This is a genomic window from Pseudomonas sp. 2, assembly GCF_056627435.1.
Genome location: NZ_JBWXNG010000010.1, coordinates 24,926 through 39,242, shown reverse-complemented (window position 1 = coordinate 39,242; position 14,317 = coordinate 24,926). Strand labels below are relative to the sequence as shown.

Annotated in this window: 15 protein-coding genes and 1 tRNA gene; 11 read left to right on the top strand and 5 right to left on the bottom strand. The window is 60.7% G+C overall.

What is annotated here, in order from left to right:
• Positions 1-15: 15 nt before the first annotated feature.
• On the top strand, positions 16-738 hold the full coding sequence (locus AC1MEK_RS17470) for a FadR/GntR family transcriptional regulator (RefSeq protein WP_480397534.1): 723 nt from the start codon (positions 16-18) through the stop codon (positions 736-738).
• A 243-nt stretch (positions 739-981) separates the two neighbouring features.
• The gene (locus tag AC1MEK_RS17465; RefSeq protein WP_480397533.1) at positions 982-2,208 is read left to right on the top strand and encodes an alkaline phosphatase family protein; all 1,227 of its coding nucleotides are present in this window, start codon (positions 982-984) and stop codon (positions 2,206-2,208) included.
• A gap of 101 nt (positions 2,209-2,309) precedes the next feature.
• Here AC1MEK_RS17465 and AC1MEK_RS17460 read toward each other — a convergent pair whose 3' ends face one another.
• Positions 2,310-3,002 carry a sensor histidine kinase gene (locus AC1MEK_RS17460; RefSeq protein ID WP_480397532.1) on the bottom strand — a complete coding sequence of 231 codons (693 nt, stop codon included), beginning with the start codon at positions 3,000-3,002 and terminating at the stop codon, positions 2,310-2,312.
• Positions 2,999-4,603 carry a response regulator gene (locus tag AC1MEK_RS17455; protein ID WP_480397531.1) on the bottom strand — a complete coding sequence of 535 codons (1,605 nt, stop codon included), beginning with the start codon at positions 4,601-4,603 and terminating at the stop codon, positions 2,999-3,001. The genes AC1MEK_RS17460 and AC1MEK_RS17455 overlap by 4 nt, the downstream gene beginning before the upstream one ends.
• An 834-nt stretch (positions 4,604-5,437) precedes the next feature.
• Here AC1MEK_RS17455 and mqo point away from each other — a divergent pair.
• The 6 genes from mqo (at position 5,438) to AC1MEK_RS17425 (ending at position 10,593) form a co-directional block, all read left to right on the top strand.
• Positions 5,438-7,075, top strand: coding sequence for a malate dehydrogenase (quinone) (gene mqo, locus AC1MEK_RS17450; protein ID WP_480397530.1), 1,638 nt, complete (start codon positions 5,438-5,440; stop codon positions 7,073-7,075).
• A gap of 212 nt (positions 7,076-7,287) precedes the next feature.
• The gene (locus tag AC1MEK_RS17445) at positions 7,288-7,503 is read left to right on the top strand and encodes a tautomerase family protein (protein ID WP_480397529.1); all 216 of its coding nucleotides are present in this window, start codon (positions 7,288-7,290) and stop codon (positions 7,501-7,503) included.
• Entirely contained in the window at positions 7,500-8,156 is a 657-nt protein-coding gene (locus AC1MEK_RS17440; RefSeq protein ID WP_480397528.1) for a DsbA family oxidoreductase, read from the top strand. Before AC1MEK_RS17445 ends, AC1MEK_RS17440 begins: the two co-directional genes overlap by 4 nt.
• A gap of 52 nt (positions 8,157-8,208) precedes the next feature.
• On the top strand, positions 8,209-8,919 hold the full coding sequence (locus AC1MEK_RS17435; RefSeq protein WP_480397527.1) for an SDR family NAD(P)-dependent oxidoreductase: 711 nt from the start codon (positions 8,209-8,211) through the stop codon (positions 8,917-8,919).
• A 118-nt stretch (positions 8,920-9,037) separates the two neighbouring features.
• On the top strand, positions 9,038-9,457 hold the full coding sequence (locus tag AC1MEK_RS17430) for an organic hydroperoxide resistance protein (protein WP_480397526.1): 420 nt from the start codon (positions 9,038-9,040) through the stop codon (positions 9,455-9,457).
• A 266-nt stretch (positions 9,458-9,723) separates the two neighbouring features.
• Entirely contained in the window at positions 9,724-10,593 is an 870-nt protein-coding gene (locus AC1MEK_RS17425; protein WP_480397525.1) for an isocitrate lyase/PEP mutase family protein, read from the top strand.
• Positions 10,594-10,637: 44 nt separating this feature from the next.
• Here the strand turns inward: AC1MEK_RS17425 and mntP are convergent, their stop codons facing one another.
• The 3 genes from mntP to AC1MEK_RS17410 all read right to left on the bottom strand — a co-directional run bounded on the left by mntP (position 10,638) and on the right by AC1MEK_RS17410 (position 12,597).
• Positions 10,638-11,201, bottom strand: a complete 564-nt coding sequence (mntP, locus tag AC1MEK_RS17420; RefSeq protein WP_480397524.1) for a manganese efflux pump MntP — start codon at positions 11,199-11,201, stop codon at positions 10,638-10,640.
• 256 nt (positions 11,202-11,457) lie between these two features.
• Positions 11,458-12,348, bottom strand: a complete 891-nt coding sequence (locus AC1MEK_RS17415; RefSeq protein ID WP_480397523.1) for a DMT family transporter — start codon at positions 12,346-12,348, stop codon at positions 11,458-11,460.
• Between the two features lie 172 nt (positions 12,349-12,520).
• Positions 12,521-12,597, bottom strand: a tRNA-Arg gene (locus AC1MEK_RS17410).
• 312 nt (positions 12,598-12,909) lie between these two features.
• Here AC1MEK_RS17410 and AC1MEK_RS17405 point away from each other — a divergent pair.
• The 3 genes from AC1MEK_RS17405 to AC1MEK_RS17395 all read left to right on the top strand — a co-directional run bounded on the left by AC1MEK_RS17405 (position 12,910) and on the right by AC1MEK_RS17395 (position 14,145).
• Positions 12,910-13,143, top strand: coding sequence for a hypothetical protein (locus AC1MEK_RS17405; protein WP_480397704.1), 234 nt, complete (start codon positions 12,910-12,912; stop codon positions 13,141-13,143).
• A gap of 45 nt (positions 13,144-13,188) precedes the next feature.
• Positions 13,189-13,374: a PA3371 family protein gene (locus AC1MEK_RS17400; RefSeq protein ID WP_480397522.1), complete on the top strand. Its 186-nt coding sequence runs from the start codon at positions 13,189-13,191 to the stop codon at positions 13,372-13,374.
• Between the two features lie 444 nt (positions 13,375-13,818).
• Positions 13,819-14,145: an Arc family DNA-binding protein gene (locus tag AC1MEK_RS17395; RefSeq protein WP_093464019.1), complete on the top strand. Its 327-nt coding sequence runs from the start codon at positions 13,819-13,821 to the stop codon at positions 14,143-14,145.
• Positions 14,146-14,317: the final 172 nt, after the last annotated feature.

Below are 14,317 nucleotides of genomic sequence, written 5' to 3'. Positions count from 1 at the left end.
ATCGCCTCGCGCCCCATGGATTACCGTAAGCCCTCCGACCGCAAAAGCATGCATTCGCGCATCGTCCAGGACATCGGCATGCAGATCGTTTCCGGGCACTTCAAGCCCGACGACAAGCTCCCCGCCGAAGCGCTGCTGTGTGAGGAATACGCGGTCAGCCGCCCGGTACTGCGCGAAGCCACCCGGGTACTGGTAGCCAAGGGCCTGGTCTATTCGAAGCCGCGGGTGGGCACCGTGGTCAAACCCCGTCGCGAGTGGCACATCCTCGACCCCGACGTGCTGCACTGGCTGATGCAGAGCTCGCCGCAGAACGAGTTCTTCACCCTGTTGACCAGCGTGCGGGCGATCATCGAACCGGCCGCCGCCGCACTGGCCGCGCAGCATGCCACGCCGGAAGAAGTCGCCTCGATCGGTGAGGCCTACGAGCGCATGGCCGCCGCGCCCACCGTGGACGACGTGCTGCAGCCGGACCTGGATTTCCACAGCCGCATCGCCGATGCCACCCATAACGATCTGCTGGCGCATCTGTGCAACATGCTGTCACTGGCACTGCGCGAGGCGCTCAAGCATTCGAACAAGCGCCCCAACCTGCACGAACTCGCCCTGCCCCGGCACAAGGCGATCCTCACCGCCATCGAAAACCGCGACGCCCTCGGCGCCCATCATGCAACGCTGGTGCAGCTGGATGACGCGCGCAATGCGCTGAATGTGGTGTTGGGGCAAGGCCTGAAACTGTAGAAATTTACTCCACCTCCCCGTAGCAGCACGGCTTGCCAGCGGGAGCGATCTTGAGGACGCACCCGCTGGCAAGCCGTGCTGCTACGGGGATTATGTGCGCACATGGGTACACACACTCAAATGAATGGACACTCGCCCTCCTTCCCTCCAGAAATTGGCTATAACCAATAGAGCCCGTTTCACCATCGACAAGGACTCGTCGCTCGCCCATGCCTTACTTGCGACCTCAACATGAGGTTTAACATGTACTCCATCGCCAGACTCTGCGGCATCGGCTTGCTCCTGGGTCTTCTGGCTGCGCTGCTGCTCAAGAACATGCTGCTGGGCGATGCGGTCGATTTTCATCGGCACAAGGCCCTGTTAATCGGTATCGACGGGGTGCAGTACGAGCAACTCAGGCAAGTGATCGACGCCGGCAAGGCGCCGGTGATCGCCTCGTTACAACCGGCCATGAGCTACACCGGCGGCATCAAGGACACCTCGACCCAACAGAGCACGTTCAGCGGCCCCGGCTGGGCCACAGTGCTGACCGGCGCCTGGGCCAACCGCCATCGCATCGCCAGCAACGACAGCGGCCTGCGCAACAAGACCGACAGCCTGTTCAAGCTGATCAGCCTGTCGTCGCCGACCCGCCACACCGCCAGCATCGTCAGCTGGAACCCCATCAACGACAACTTCGCCGACGATCTCTCGGCCGGTTTCATCGAATTGGGGGTCAAGTGCGGCGGCGACGATCAATGCGTCACCGAGCGCACCATCCAGGAGCTGCGCACCGGCAATTTCGACTTCATTTTCGTGCACCTGGACCAGCCCGACGACGCCGGTCACGAAAGCGGCTTCGGCCCGAGTTATCAGGACGCTATCGCCAAATCCGACCGACAGATCGGGCTGATCCTGGACGCCCTGAGCAAGCGCAAGCGCGAGAACGCCGACGAGGACTGGCTGGTGATGATCACCACCGACCATGGCAGACGGCTGCCGGACGGCTACGACCACGGCGAACAGAGCCGCAGCGAAAAAACCGCGTTCATCGGCCTGAACAAACCGGCCAACGCCCAGTTGACCCAACCGATCCACGACCCTGACGACCCAGGGTTCGGCGGGCTTTACGGCTACGCCAGCGAGGCCGACATCGCGCCGACCATCCTCACGCACCTGGGCATCAACACCGATGCCGAGCGCTACGTCATCGACGGCGTGCCATTGCTCGGCCACCTCGGCGTGCGGCAGCTTTCCGCCACACTGAACCCGGACAACCGCACCGTGCGCCTGCGCTGGCGGATCAGCGAAGGCAGCAAGCAACCGCTGCGCATTTATCGCGCCGGGCAACTGATTGCCAAGCTGACGGATTCTTCAGGGGAATATGTCGACAGCGACCTGCCACAGCCCATCGGCCAGTTGAACTACACCCTGGTGCTCAACGAGGTGCCGGTGTCGATTCTGGTGTCGGACAAGTCGCTCAAGCGCTGAGAAAATGCAGGCGCCTCATACGTAGCAGCACGGCTTGCCGGCGGGGCGATCTTGAGGACGCACCCGCCGGCAAGCCGTGCTGCTACGGGGATCAATGATCATCACGGCAGGTAGATACTGAACAACCCGCCGCCCAGCTCGCCGCCGTTGGCAATCTCGATATGCCCGTGCACGCCCTGGCGCTGATGCTGGCGGGCGATGTTGGCGGCAAAGTACAGGCCAAGGCCGGTGCTGCCGCTGCTCTGGTTGATGCCCAGCACGTAGTCGCTCTGCTGCGCGATCATCGTTTCCGGGAAACCCGGGCCGTCGTCGTTGACGCTGATAACCAGCTGCTCACCCACCTGCCCCGCCGTGATCAACACTTCGCTGCGGGCGTAGCGGATGGCGTTGATCACCACGTTGGACACCACCGAACCGATCAGCTCACGGTCGAAGAACCCCGGCAGGCCGAAGTCATCGACGCTGTAGCGCGCGTTGATCCCACGGCTGGCCAGCACTTCCTGATGAAACGCCAGCTGCGCCTCGATGAAGTCGTCCAGCTCGTGATAATCAGGGCGCAGCGGCAGCTGGTTCACGTCCAGTTTGTACAAGCCCAGCAGTTGCACCAGCATGCCGTTCAGGTGGGCGAATTCGTAGTCGATCACGCCCTGCTCAGGGGTGCCGCGCTGGGCCTCGGGCAACTGGCCGAGCCACTGAGCGTGGGCCTGGATCAGCGAGGCCAGGGAGTTTTTCATGTCGTGCACGGTGGAGGCGATCACCATGGAAAAATCCAGCCCCTGATCCTGATCCTTCATTCGCCGAACGCCCTGAGTCGCAGTTTCTGGTAGCGCTCGTAGCGCGGGTCGGTTTCGGGCATCTTGCCCACCATTTTCAGGCTGTTCTGGCACTCGGCCAGGCTCGCCGCATCGAGATTCTGCACGCCCATGTGCAACAGCGACTGGGCCATGTTCAGGGCGATACTGATGTTCTTGGGTTGCAGCGCCAGGCCCTGGCGGAACAGGTCCTGAGCCTCGCCCAGCTTGCCCGCGCGATAGCTCTTGATGCCCTGCATGTTGAGGTCGATGGCCGCCTTGCCAGCGCTGAGGATTTCCGGATCGCTGGTCTGCTTGGCGATGTTCTGCATCACCACCGGGTCATCGCCGTAGATCTCCGCGCAGCTTTTCAGAATGCCCGCGCCCGCTGACTCCTGCCCGAGTTGGGTGAGCTGCGCGGCCACGGCCAGCGCCGCGTCGGCACTCAGGAACTGCTCCATGCCCTCGAGCCGGGCCATGGCCTGCTCGGTGAGTTTGGCGGCCATTTCCGGGTCGGAACTGGCGACGCTGGTGGCTTTCATCAGGCGCGCGCGCACCTGCAGGCCGGCGTCGTTGGTGTGTTCCTTGGCGACGTCGCTCAGGGTCTGGTTGATTTCCACCCGCGTACGCGCATCCAGCCCGCGCTCGCCGCCACGGCTGATCAACGCCTGAGCCAGGCCGAGGTTGGTTTCAGGGTCCTTGAAGCGGGAGAACTGCCCTTGGGAAACCGCCTGGCGATAGGCCCTGGAAGCCCCGTCGAAGTCCTTGTTTTCCAGCGCCAGTTGCCCCAACAGGCGCTGACGACGCACTGCGTAAGGCGAAAGCCGCACGGCCTCTTCGAGCATCTTCTGCGCGCGCTTGCGATCGCCCAGGGCGATCAGCACATCGGCCAGGCCGTCGAACAGCACCGGCATGGTATTGAAGGCACGAATCGCGTCTTCATAAACGGTCTGCGCCTCGGCGTTGCGTCCGCGCTTGTGCAGCAACTTGCCCAGCGCCGAGTAGGCCCAGGGTTGCGGACGATCGGCGAGAATCGATTTGAGAAAGGCTTCCAGCGGCTCGTGCTGGTTCAGGTCACGCAACGCGTCGGCCTTGTAGCGCAGGCACAACGGGGCGAAACGCGGGTCCTGTTTGGTCAGGTTCACGCATGCAGCCAGCACTTCTGCGGGCTTGCCGCGATCCAGTGCCTGGAGAATGGGTTTGAGCAGGTTCTTGCGCTGGACGATCTTCTCCAGCCGCTGGGCCAGGCTTGCGCGGTTGAACGGCTTGGTCAGGTAGGCGTCGGGTTCCCATTCCAGCGCGCTCATGACCATCGCCTGACTGTTTTCGGCGGTGACCATGACGAACACACTTTCATGGCTGATGAGCTTGTCGGTCATCAGGTCTTCGAGCACCTGCTGGCCGTTCTTCTTGCCGTCGCCCAGGTTGAAATCGTGCAGGACGAAGTCATAGCGCTTCTGCGAGCACATCTTCAGCGCCTGTTCGCCGTTATCGGCGGTGTCCACTTCCTTGACGCCCAATTCACGCAGCATCGACCTGACCGAGCTACGAAAATCGGAGAAATCATCGACGATCAGAAAGCTTTTTTGGTTCCACGCCAGCATCGAGATTCCTGTCACGGGAGAAAAAATCAGCCCAGGGGCAATTACACAACGGGTCGGCTTCGCCGCTCCCGGTTTTGCGGGGGCAGATGATAGCCAACATCAACTCGCCATCAAGCTATTTCACACAGTCTCAGGCCACTTGAGGTGCGGCAAGACGCCGCTTATCCGCGTTATCGGCGGCACAATGGCAAAGCTTAGGTGATGCCAGCGGGAAAAAGCGAACCCGATTGGGTGAAGGCCAAGGTCATTGCCACCTACCGCGCTTGTGCAACGTCAACGGCGTGGGCGGTCTCAATGACGTTGAGTAGTGGGTCATATCCGAATCCGAGGTGCGGCTGATAGGTTCTCGCTAACGCGAGACCTGTTTCGACTTCGTCGAGTTACTTGGAAAAGACACCCAAGTAACTCGACGAAGTCGAAACAGGTCTGACGTTAGGAAGAACGCTCTTGATCTTGATCAGAACAAACCAGCGCCCAGCGCCACCAATCAGCCACCTGTGACACATTGGCCAATTGACTAATTCGTCACACGTTTTGTCGTAAATCACATTTCAGGTACAATCCCGCCCCCGCTGCCCCATGTCTGGACCTGATGACCGGACCGAGCAGCGGATTGCTGTTTACTCAAGCTGCTGAATCCAATGATCCAACAAAAAGCCAGCGCGGAGGGACACAGAACTCAAGGGGCGTCTATCGACCTTGAACCCTACCTCCTCGCCCGTCGGGCGCGAAACCGGAATTGCGTGCACGCCAACACATGAATGGCGCAGCAGCTCCGGCCTCGCCCCCAATAAGAACGGCAGGCGGATAATGTTCGATCAACGGGATAACACAATGCTGAAAAACACGAGCAAGGCGCTGCTGGGGCTGGCAGTGTCGCTGGGCATGCTGCAGGCACACGCCGCAGACACCAAGAAAGTGGACGTGCTGCTGATCGGCGGCGGCATCATGAGTTCGACCCTGGGCGTCTGGCTCAACGAGCTGGAGCCGGGCTGGTCGATGGAAATGATCGAGCGTCTGGACGGCGTCGCCGAAGAGAGCTCCAACGGCTGGAACAACGCCGGTACCGGCCACTCGGGCCTGGCCGAACTGAACTACACCCCGGAAGACAAAGACGGCAAGGTCAACATCTCCAAGGCCATCGAAATCAACGAAGCCTTCCAGGTGACCCGCCAGTTCCTCGCCTGGCAAGTGCGCAGCGACGTGCTGAAAAACCCGCACTCGTTCATCAACACCACTCCGCACATGAGCTTCGTGTGGGGCGATGACAACATCAAGTTCCTCAAGAAGCGCTACGAAGCCCTGCAGGCGAGCCCGCTGTTCCGCCCGATGCAGTACTCCGAAGACCCGGCGCAGATCGCCAAGTGGGTCCCGCTGATGATGGAAGGTCGTGACCCGAACCAGAAGCTGGCGACCACCTGGACGCCGATCGGCACCGACGTCAACTGGGGTGAAGTCACCCGTCAGTACGTGTCCTCGCTGCAGACCCGTCAGAACTTCAAGCTCAAGCTGTCCACCGAAGTCAACGACATCACCCGCAACGAAGACGGCAGCTGGCACGTCGAGTACAAGAACCTGAAGGACGGCACCAGCAGCGCCACCGACGCCAAGTTCCTGTTCATCGGTGCCGGCGGCGGCGCCCTGAAACTGCTGCAGAAATCCGGCATTCCGGAAGGCCGCGAGTACGCAGGCTTCCCGGTCGGCGGTTCGTTCCTGGTCACCGAGAACCCGACCGTGGCCATGCAGCACATGGCCAAGGCCTACGGCATCGCCTCCACCGGCGCACCGCCCATGTCGGTTCCGCACCTGGACACCCGCGTGCTGGACGGCAAGCGCGTGATCCTGTTTGGCCCGTTCGCCACCTTCTCCACCAAGTTCCTGAAAGAAGGCTCCTACCTGGACCTGTTCAGCAGCATGACCACCCACAACTTCTGGCCAATGACCAAAGTGGGCATCGAGCAGTACCCGCTGGTCGAGTACCTCGCCGGTCAGTTGATGCTGTCCGACGACGACCGCTTCAAGGCGCTGCAGGAATACTTCCCGCACGCCAAGAAAGAAGACTGGCGTCTGTGGCAGGCCGGCCAGCGCGTGCAGATCATCAAGCGTGATGCCGAGAAAGGCGGCGTGCTGAAGCTGGGCACCGAAGTGGTCTCGTCTCAGGACGGCAGCATCGCGGCTCTGCTGGGTGCCTCGCCAGGCGCTTCGACCGCTGCACCGATCATGCTGAACGTGCTGGAAAAGGTCTTCAAGGACAAGGTCGCGACGCCTGAGTGGCAAGCCAAGATCCACCAGATCATCCCGAGCTACGGCACCAAGCTGAATGACTCGCCTGCAGCTGTTCAGCAAGAGTGGAACTACACCGCTGAAATCCTGCAGCTGGAAAAGCCGCCGGTGATCGACCAGAGCGTCGGCACCCGCACCGAGCCAGCCAAGCCGGTTGAAAGCAAGCCTGCGAACGACATGGCGCTGTAATACGCCTGACGTTCTCGCAGCAACAAGAAAGCCACGGGGCGCAAACCCCGTGGCTTTTTCGTTTCCGGGTGTTTGAATCTACCGAGGGATTCATTACACCGCATCACAAATGAAGTACCCGCCCCCTCATTTATCCGCCGCCCGCAACTTCTTAAAGTCCACTCCACCTGCTGACCGGTCACACCGACGGGTCGCACACTGGAGTTGCACTCATGCCTTTCATCAGCGTTCGCATCACCCGCGATGGCGTGACCAAAGAGCAGAAAGCCGAGGTCATCGCCCAAATCACCAAGACCATGGAAACCGTCCTGAACAAGGACCCGCACCTGACGCACATCGTGATCGAGGAAGTGGACACCGATAACTGGGGTTACGCCGGGATCACCACCACCGAGTACCGCAAGAGCCTCTCGGAGTCGAAATCGTGACCCGCAGCGTCAGCGTCGACTTCGTCTCGGACGTGGTCTGCCCCTGGTGCGCGCTGGGCGCCACAGCCCTTGCGCAAGCCATTGCCAACCTTGCTGGCGAAGTGAAGGTCGAGCTGACCTACAAACCCTTCGAACTCAACCCCGACATGCCGGCCGAGGGCGAGCACGCGGTCAGGCACATGATGCGCAAATATGGCCGTACGGCTGCTGAAGTGGCTGCGCGCAATGACATGGTCACCGAGCGTGGCAGGGCCATGGGTTTTGCGTTCGATCTGGAAAAACGCAGCCACTTCTACAACACCTTCAATGCCCACCGCCTGCTGTTGTGGGCGGCGGGTGAAGGTCGCCAAGTGGCGCTCAAGCACGCCTTGCTCAAGGCCTACTTCAGCGACGGCCAGAACCCGGACGACGTGGAAACACTGGTCCGCCTGGCCGCAGAAACCGGGCTGGACAGCACGGCGGCGCGAGAGCTGCTGGCGAGCGGCCAATTCGCCAGCGAGGTGCGTGAACTTGAGCAGTTTTATCAGGACCGCGGGATCAACTCGGTTCCGGCCCTGGTGATCAACGGCCGTCAATTGGTTACCGGTTCCCAGTCCGTCGAGTACTACGAACAGGTCCTGCGGGAAACGGCGCAAGCGCCTGCAACGGCCTGAAACATTACCCCATTCATTAAGAACGCTTTCCTACATTTAAAGAGGATTCATCATGAGCCATTCCAAAGTCGTTATCGTCACCGGCGCATCCCAGGGCCTGGGCGCAGGCATCGTCGCGGGTTTCCGCAAACTGGGTTATCGGGTCATCGCCACCTCCCGCTCGATCAAGCCTTCGACCGATCCGGACATCCTGACCGTGGCCGGTGACATCGCCGACCCGGCCACCGCGGAGAAGATCATCCGCGAAGGCGTGGCCCGCTTCGGCCGCATCGACACGCTGGTCAACAACGCCGGGATCTTCGTCGCCAAACCCTTCACCGAATACAGCCTTGAGGACTACGCGCAGATCGTCGGCACCAACATGACCAGTTTCTTCCGCATGTCGCAGCTGGCCATCGCGCAGATGGAAAAACAGGGCGACGGCGGCCACGTGGTCAGCATCACCACCACGCTGGTGGACCACGCGGTGGAAGGCGTGCCTTCGGTCATGGCCTCGCTGACCAAGGGCGGCATGAATGCGGCGACCAAGTCCCTGGCGATCGAATACGCCAAGCGCGGCATCCGGGTGAACGCGGTCTCCCCCGGCATCATCAAGACGCCGATGCACGGCGAGGAAACCCACGCCGCACTGGGCGCGCTGCACCCGGTCGGGCACATGGGCGAAGTCGAAGACATCGTCGGCGCGGTGCTGTACCTGGACAGCGCCAACTTCGTGACCGGCGAGATCCTCCATGTCGACGGCGGCCAGAGCGCGGGCCACTGAGGAAGCGGCCGGCGCCTGCGAGCGATTCGACAAACCGCAAAAGCAGGCGACACTTGAATCGGCCCCGCGCAGGGGCCGACTCATCCTCATTGAATGGCACTCATCACTGGAGCACATCATGAGCAAGAACCTCGACAAAGTGCTGTACACCGCCAAGGTCCACACCGACGGCGGACGCGACGGCGCTGCCGCCAGCCACGACAACCGGCTGAACATCAAGCTGTCGTCGCCGGGCGCCAAGGGCGACGGGACTAACCCCGAACAACTGTTCGCCGCCGGCTGGTCGGCCTGTTTCATCGGCGCCATCGGCGTGGTCACGCAGAAGATGAAAGTGGCCATGCCGGCCGACACCAGCGTCGATGCCGAAGTCGACCTGGGCACCAACGAAGGCGGTTATCTGATTCAGGCGCGCCTGAAAGTCAGCCTGCCGGGCCTGGACCGCGAAACCGCGCAGAAAGTGCTGGAAGCCGCCCACGAAGCCTGCCCGTATTCCAAGGCCACGCGCGGCAATATCAACGCCGAAATCACCCTCGCCTGAGCGGCTGATCCAGCCTCGTCAAAGCCAGCGTCCCGCCCCCGGGAACCGCTGGCTTTTTCAGTTCCGGCAAATGCCGGAAATCACGAGGAAAATGCGCGAAAACGGTGCACGAAGGAACGTTTCAGCACCCATATTCATCGGCCCATGTGCATCCCGTATACCCCATTCCCAAACGACATAACCCACGGTTTACAGGCGTGATAGTCTCGCCGCACCTATGAGCATATGAAATGGCATCAGTGAAGATCGCCAGAACAGGAAACGTCATGTCCAGAATGTCCCACACCGCCCTGCGCCGTAATTTCCGCGAGCTTCTCGCCTCCAGCAAGTGCTACGACACCGCCTCCGTTTTCGACCCGATGTCGGCGCGCATTGCCGCTGACCTGGGCTTCGAAGTCGGGATCCTCGGCGGCTCGGTGGCCTCGTTGCAGGTACTGGCTGCGCCGGACTTCGCCCTGATCACCCTGAGCGAGTTCGTCGAGCAGGCCACTCGCATCGGCCGCGTCGCACAACTGCCCTTCCTCGCCGACGCCGACCACGGCTACGGCAACGCGCTGAACGTGATGCGCACGGTCGAAGAGCTGGAGCGCGCAGGTGTTGCGGCGCTGACCATCGAGGACACCCTGCTGCCGGCGCAATTCGGCCGCAAGTCCACGGACCTGATTTCCATCGAAGAAGGCATCGGCAAGGTCAAGGCGGCACTGGAAGCGCGTTGCGATCCGGAACTGGCGATCATCGCCCGCACCAACGCCAACGTGCTGTCGGTGGAGGACCTGATCGAGCGCACCCAGGCCTATGAAAAGGCCGGCGCGGACGGCATCTGCATCGTCGGCATCAAGGACTTCGAGCACCTGGAGCAGGTCTCGGCCAAACTGACCGTGCCGCTGATGCTGGTGACCTACGGCAATCCGAAGCTCAACGACTTCGAGCGCCTGGCCCGCCTGGGCGTGCGCATCATCGTCGCTGGCCATGCGGCGTACTTCGCCTCGATCAAGGCCACTTACGACTGCCTGCGTGCCCAGCGCCAGGTCACCCACAGCACCGAGAACCTCAGCGCCACCGAGCTGACCCACACCTACACGTTGCCGGAAAACTACGTGGCGTGGGCCGAAGAGTTCATGGACGTCAAAGAGTAACCTGGCTGCAAGCGGCGCCCGCCAGTGGCGCCGCTTGCCCTTCATCAGGCGTTGAGATGCTCGTAGAGAATCGTCGCGCCCACCAGCATCAGCACGATCCCGCCGATGATCTCGGCACGTTTGCCCACCACCGTACCCAGGACTCGCCCCAGCATCACGCCGATGGAGACCATGACCGTGGTCGCCAGGCCAATGGCGCCGGCCGCCACCAGGATGTTGACGTTGACGAACGCCAGCCCCACGCCCACCGCCAGCGCATCGATGCTGGTGGCGAAAGCGGTGATCGCCAGGATGACGAAGGAATGGGAATCGGGTTTTTCGTCCTCTTCGTCTTCGTGCTTGCAGCCGTTGTAGATCATGTGCAGGCCCAGGATCAGCAACAGCGTGAAGGCGATCCAGTGGTCCCAGTTCTCGACGTACTGAGTGGCCGCCTGGCCGATGCCCCAGCCGACGATGGGGGTGATGGCTTCGATCACGCCAAAGATCACGCCGGTGCGCAGGGCATCGCTGAAACGGGGTTTGTGCAGGCTGGAGCCTTTGCCGATGGCCGCCGCGAAGGCGTCCGTGGACATGGCCAGGGCGAGGAAAATCAGGGAAATGGGGTTCACGGTCAGTTTCCAGTCGGGCTATAGAGACAACGATGCGACCACGCGCCCGACTTCAGGCATGGATGCATCGCTGGTCTCGCCAACCGAAAGGTGTTCGCGCCACGGCTTTGAGCCGAGAATGTTGACAACGAACGCTCGAAATCCCGACTGACACCGAGCCCGAGCAGGCTACTCCCCAACAACGGTGGCCACTATAGCCACTTCGATGTGAAAAACATATTAACTCGATCGATTTTCTCTCTTGCGCTTATCGTGATCAGCTCTTCACCCGGGCCGCATACAGGCCGCCGACGATCACCAGACAGGCGCCGATAATGGTCCATTGATCCGGCAGCTCGCCAAAGACCAGCAGGCCGATCAGGGTGGCGAACACCAGCAGCGAATAGTTGAACGGTTGCAGCGTCGACGCCGTGGCGAACCTGAGCGCCTGCAGCAACAGCAACTGCGCCACCACCCCGGTCATCGACAGAATCCCCATTAATACCCATTCGATCGGCGTCGGCGCTACCCACAGCGGCAGCCCCAGCACGGTCACTGCGATCGCGCCGAACACACCCATGTAGAGCATGTTGGTGGCGAAGGAATCGTCCTGGCTGATGCGCCGAGTCAGCACACTGAACAATGCGAACCCCAGCGCGGACACCAGCGGAATCAGGGCCGCGAGCTCGAACACCCCACTGCCCGGACGCAGAATCACCACCGTGCCGAGAAACCCGACCCCGGCGGCGATCCAACGCCGAAGGCCAATGAACTCCTTGAGGAAAAACCCGGCCAGGCCCAGTGTCATCAACGGAAACACCGCGTACAACGCATGCATCTCGGCCAGCCCCAGATAACGCAAGCCCACGCCGAACAGCACGATATCGCCCACCCCGAGCAGCGCGCGAATGATCTGCAAGAACGGATGACTGCTGCGGCTGGCCGCCCGTACTCCGCCGCCGCGAAACGTGCAGTAACCGATGGCAAACAGCAGAAACACCCAATAGCGCACCATCACCAGTTGCATCACCGGCAAGTCCTTGACCAGCACCTTGGTGATCCCGTCTTGGCTGGCGAACACCAGCATCGACAACAGGCACAACAAAATACCCAGTTCGGGCCGTGCAGCTTCATGTACGCGCGCAGTGCCTTGCAGCGGAGTGCTCATGGCGGGTCAGTCCGATGACGATTGAGGAAGGGGCCGAAAACGGCGGTCGATGCCGGGCATTTAAGCCAGAAATCGCGGTGAGGTGCATATCTGGCAACGACGAAAATGCGTCGGCCACAGCCATGTTTTGCCAAACGGGGCGCACGTGGGGTTGGGCGATGGGAATTTGAGATGGTGTCCCAGGGCAGGTTCGAACTGCCAACCTTCCCCTTAGGAGGGGGATGCTCTATCCAATTGAGCTACTGAGACGCTGTGCTGACGCGCCGAATGGCGTCAACGAGACGGCGAGCATGTTAACGGTAAGCCTTTGTTTTGTCATGTCGTCATTGCCAATTCAAGCTGTAGGCCGGCGCCCGTGTGGATAAGCGCTTTACGGTCATCATGCAAACTGCAATGCGCCAGATTGACATCATTGCAAACTGCAACCTCGAATCCTCGCCAATCATCTATAACTCATTGATTTATATGGTTTTTATTGCCGACAAAAGCTGGCATGCAGACTGCAATACTCCTCTGCATGCACATCCCCTTCAAAATCAATTCCAAGCGAAGGTAACCGACATGAACATGACTCTCTCGCTGTTGAATGCTGCCGCCCTCGTCGCTCTGGTGGCCTTTCACTTTCAGGACACTGGCAGCAAAACCGAGACAGTCGCCGTTCAGGCTCAACCCCACTATCTGATCAAGCAGGCACCTCGCTACGCTGCAATGCAATCGCAGCATTCCGACGCCATGCTGGCCAATGACACTGATGAAGCCATTCCTGTCGACCGTTCCGAACGCTGGGTGTTCTGATTTCGCCGCCCTGATGTGCCGCCGTCCCTAATTCCGAGAACCATCATGTCGAAAGCCGCACTGACCTTCCTGATCCTGAGCATCATGGCCATTGCCACCGATCAACTGCTGCCGCCGTCCATGGACACCATGGGCACGGTCGCCAAGACCGCTGCAGGCGTCTTCGCCAGCCTTTTCGTGGTGGCGTTGATCGTCGGGCGCCGGATCAAGTTCGACCCTGTCCTGCGCTGACCTGCGACGCCCTGCTTGCTGATACGCTTTATTCAGGCCTATCTGATCTGTTTTCCTACACCCGCGACACCTGATTCTTCTCTCCTGGCAATAGACCCTTCGTCTCTTTCTTGAGCCTTCGCTCGAAATTTTTCGTGGACGCTTCTACGCTGAAGACAGATGGCCATCATGGCGCAAACCCGCGCCCACGGCGGTTATCGCCTGGAATGTGGCATCCGGGAACTTTGCAAACCAGAACGCATTTCTGATAATTGGTGCTGGCTAAACGCCTTTATCTAGTTCAATATTGTCACAGATTTGACGCCAAGGATCCGACGTATTGAGGCATGATGGCGGACCTTTATGTTGGCGGGTTGAACATTTCGCCCAAATGACAGTCAGACGATGACATCACGCGGCTGAATGCAGAACCGCCTGCCCCTTTGAACTAAATCGGTTAAATATATGAGCCCTATGAAACAGGCCAATTATTCCAGTCGCACCGCTGACAAGTTCGTTGTCCGCCTCCCGGAAGGCATGCGCGAGCGCATCGCAGAAGTTGCCAAACAACACCACCGCAGCATGAACTCGGAAATCATTGCGCGTCTCGAGCAGAGCCTGATTCAGGAAGGCGCTCTGGGCGACGAACCAAGCCTGCGCCTGGACAGCCCGGAGCTGTCGCTGCATGAGCGCGAGCTGCTGCAACGCTTCCGTCAGTTGGCCCACCGTCAGCAGAACGCTCTGGTGTCGCTGATTGCCCACGATACCAGCCTGGCGAACGACGACGAGTAAGTCGACAGGGTCAGACACTCAAAAGCCAGCGGTTTGCTGGCTTTTTTGTGGGTCATTGGTTGGTTTTCAGAGTGCGTGCGGCCCGGGTACTGGGGTGACGCTGCTATCTTTTTGTTCTGGCTAATGCCAGACCTGTTTCGACTTTGTCGAATCACGATCAAGAGCGCTCTTC

What these genes read in the sequence shown, in the direction of transcription:
- AC1MEK_RS17470 (WP_480397534.1), top strand. Translation starts at nt 16, where the DNA reads ATGGATTACCGTAAGCCCTCCGACCGCAAAAGCATGCATTCGCGCATC.
- AC1MEK_RS17465 (WP_480397533.1), top strand. Translation starts at nt 982, where the DNA reads ATGTACTCCATCGCCAGACTCTGCGGCATCGGCTTGCTCCTGGGTCTT.
- AC1MEK_RS17460 (WP_480397532.1), bottom strand. Translation starts at nt 3,002, where the DNA reads ATGAAGGATCAGGATCAGGGGCTGGATTTTTCCATGGTGATCGCCTCC.
- AC1MEK_RS17455 (WP_480397531.1), bottom strand. Translation starts at nt 4,603, where the DNA reads ATGCTGGCGTGGAACCAAAAAAGCTTTCTGATCGTCGATGATTTCTCC.
- mqo (WP_480397530.1), top strand. Translation starts at nt 5,438, where the DNA reads ATGCTGAAAAACACGAGCAAGGCGCTGCTGGGGCTGGCAGTGTCGCTG.
- AC1MEK_RS17445 (WP_480397529.1), top strand. Translation starts at nt 7,288, where the DNA reads ATGCCTTTCATCAGCGTTCGCATCACCCGCGATGGCGTGACCAAAGAG.
- AC1MEK_RS17435 (WP_480397527.1), top strand. Translation starts at nt 8,209, where the DNA reads ATGAGCCATTCCAAAGTCGTTATCGTCACCGGCGCATCCCAGGGCCTG.
- AC1MEK_RS17430 (WP_480397526.1), top strand. Translation starts at nt 9,038, where the DNA reads ATGAGCAAGAACCTCGACAAAGTGCTGTACACCGCCAAGGTCCACACC.
- AC1MEK_RS17425 (WP_480397525.1), top strand. Translation starts at nt 9,724, where the DNA reads ATGTCCAGAATGTCCCACACCGCCCTGCGCCGTAATTTCCGCGAGCTT.
- AC1MEK_RS17415 (WP_480397523.1), bottom strand. Translation starts at nt 12,348, where the DNA reads ATGAGCACTCCGCTGCAAGGCACTGCGCGCGTACATGAAGCTGCACGG.
- AC1MEK_RS17405 (WP_480397704.1), top strand. Translation starts at nt 12,910, where the DNA reads ATGAACATGACTCTCTCGCTGTTGAATGCTGCCGCCCTCGTCGCTCTG.
- AC1MEK_RS17400 (WP_480397522.1), top strand. Translation starts at nt 13,189, where the DNA reads ATGTCGAAAGCCGCACTGACCTTCCTGATCCTGAGCATCATGGCCATT.
- AC1MEK_RS17395 (WP_093464019.1), top strand. Translation starts at nt 13,819, where the DNA reads ATGAGCCCTATGAAACAGGCCAATTATTCCAGTCGCACCGCTGACAAG.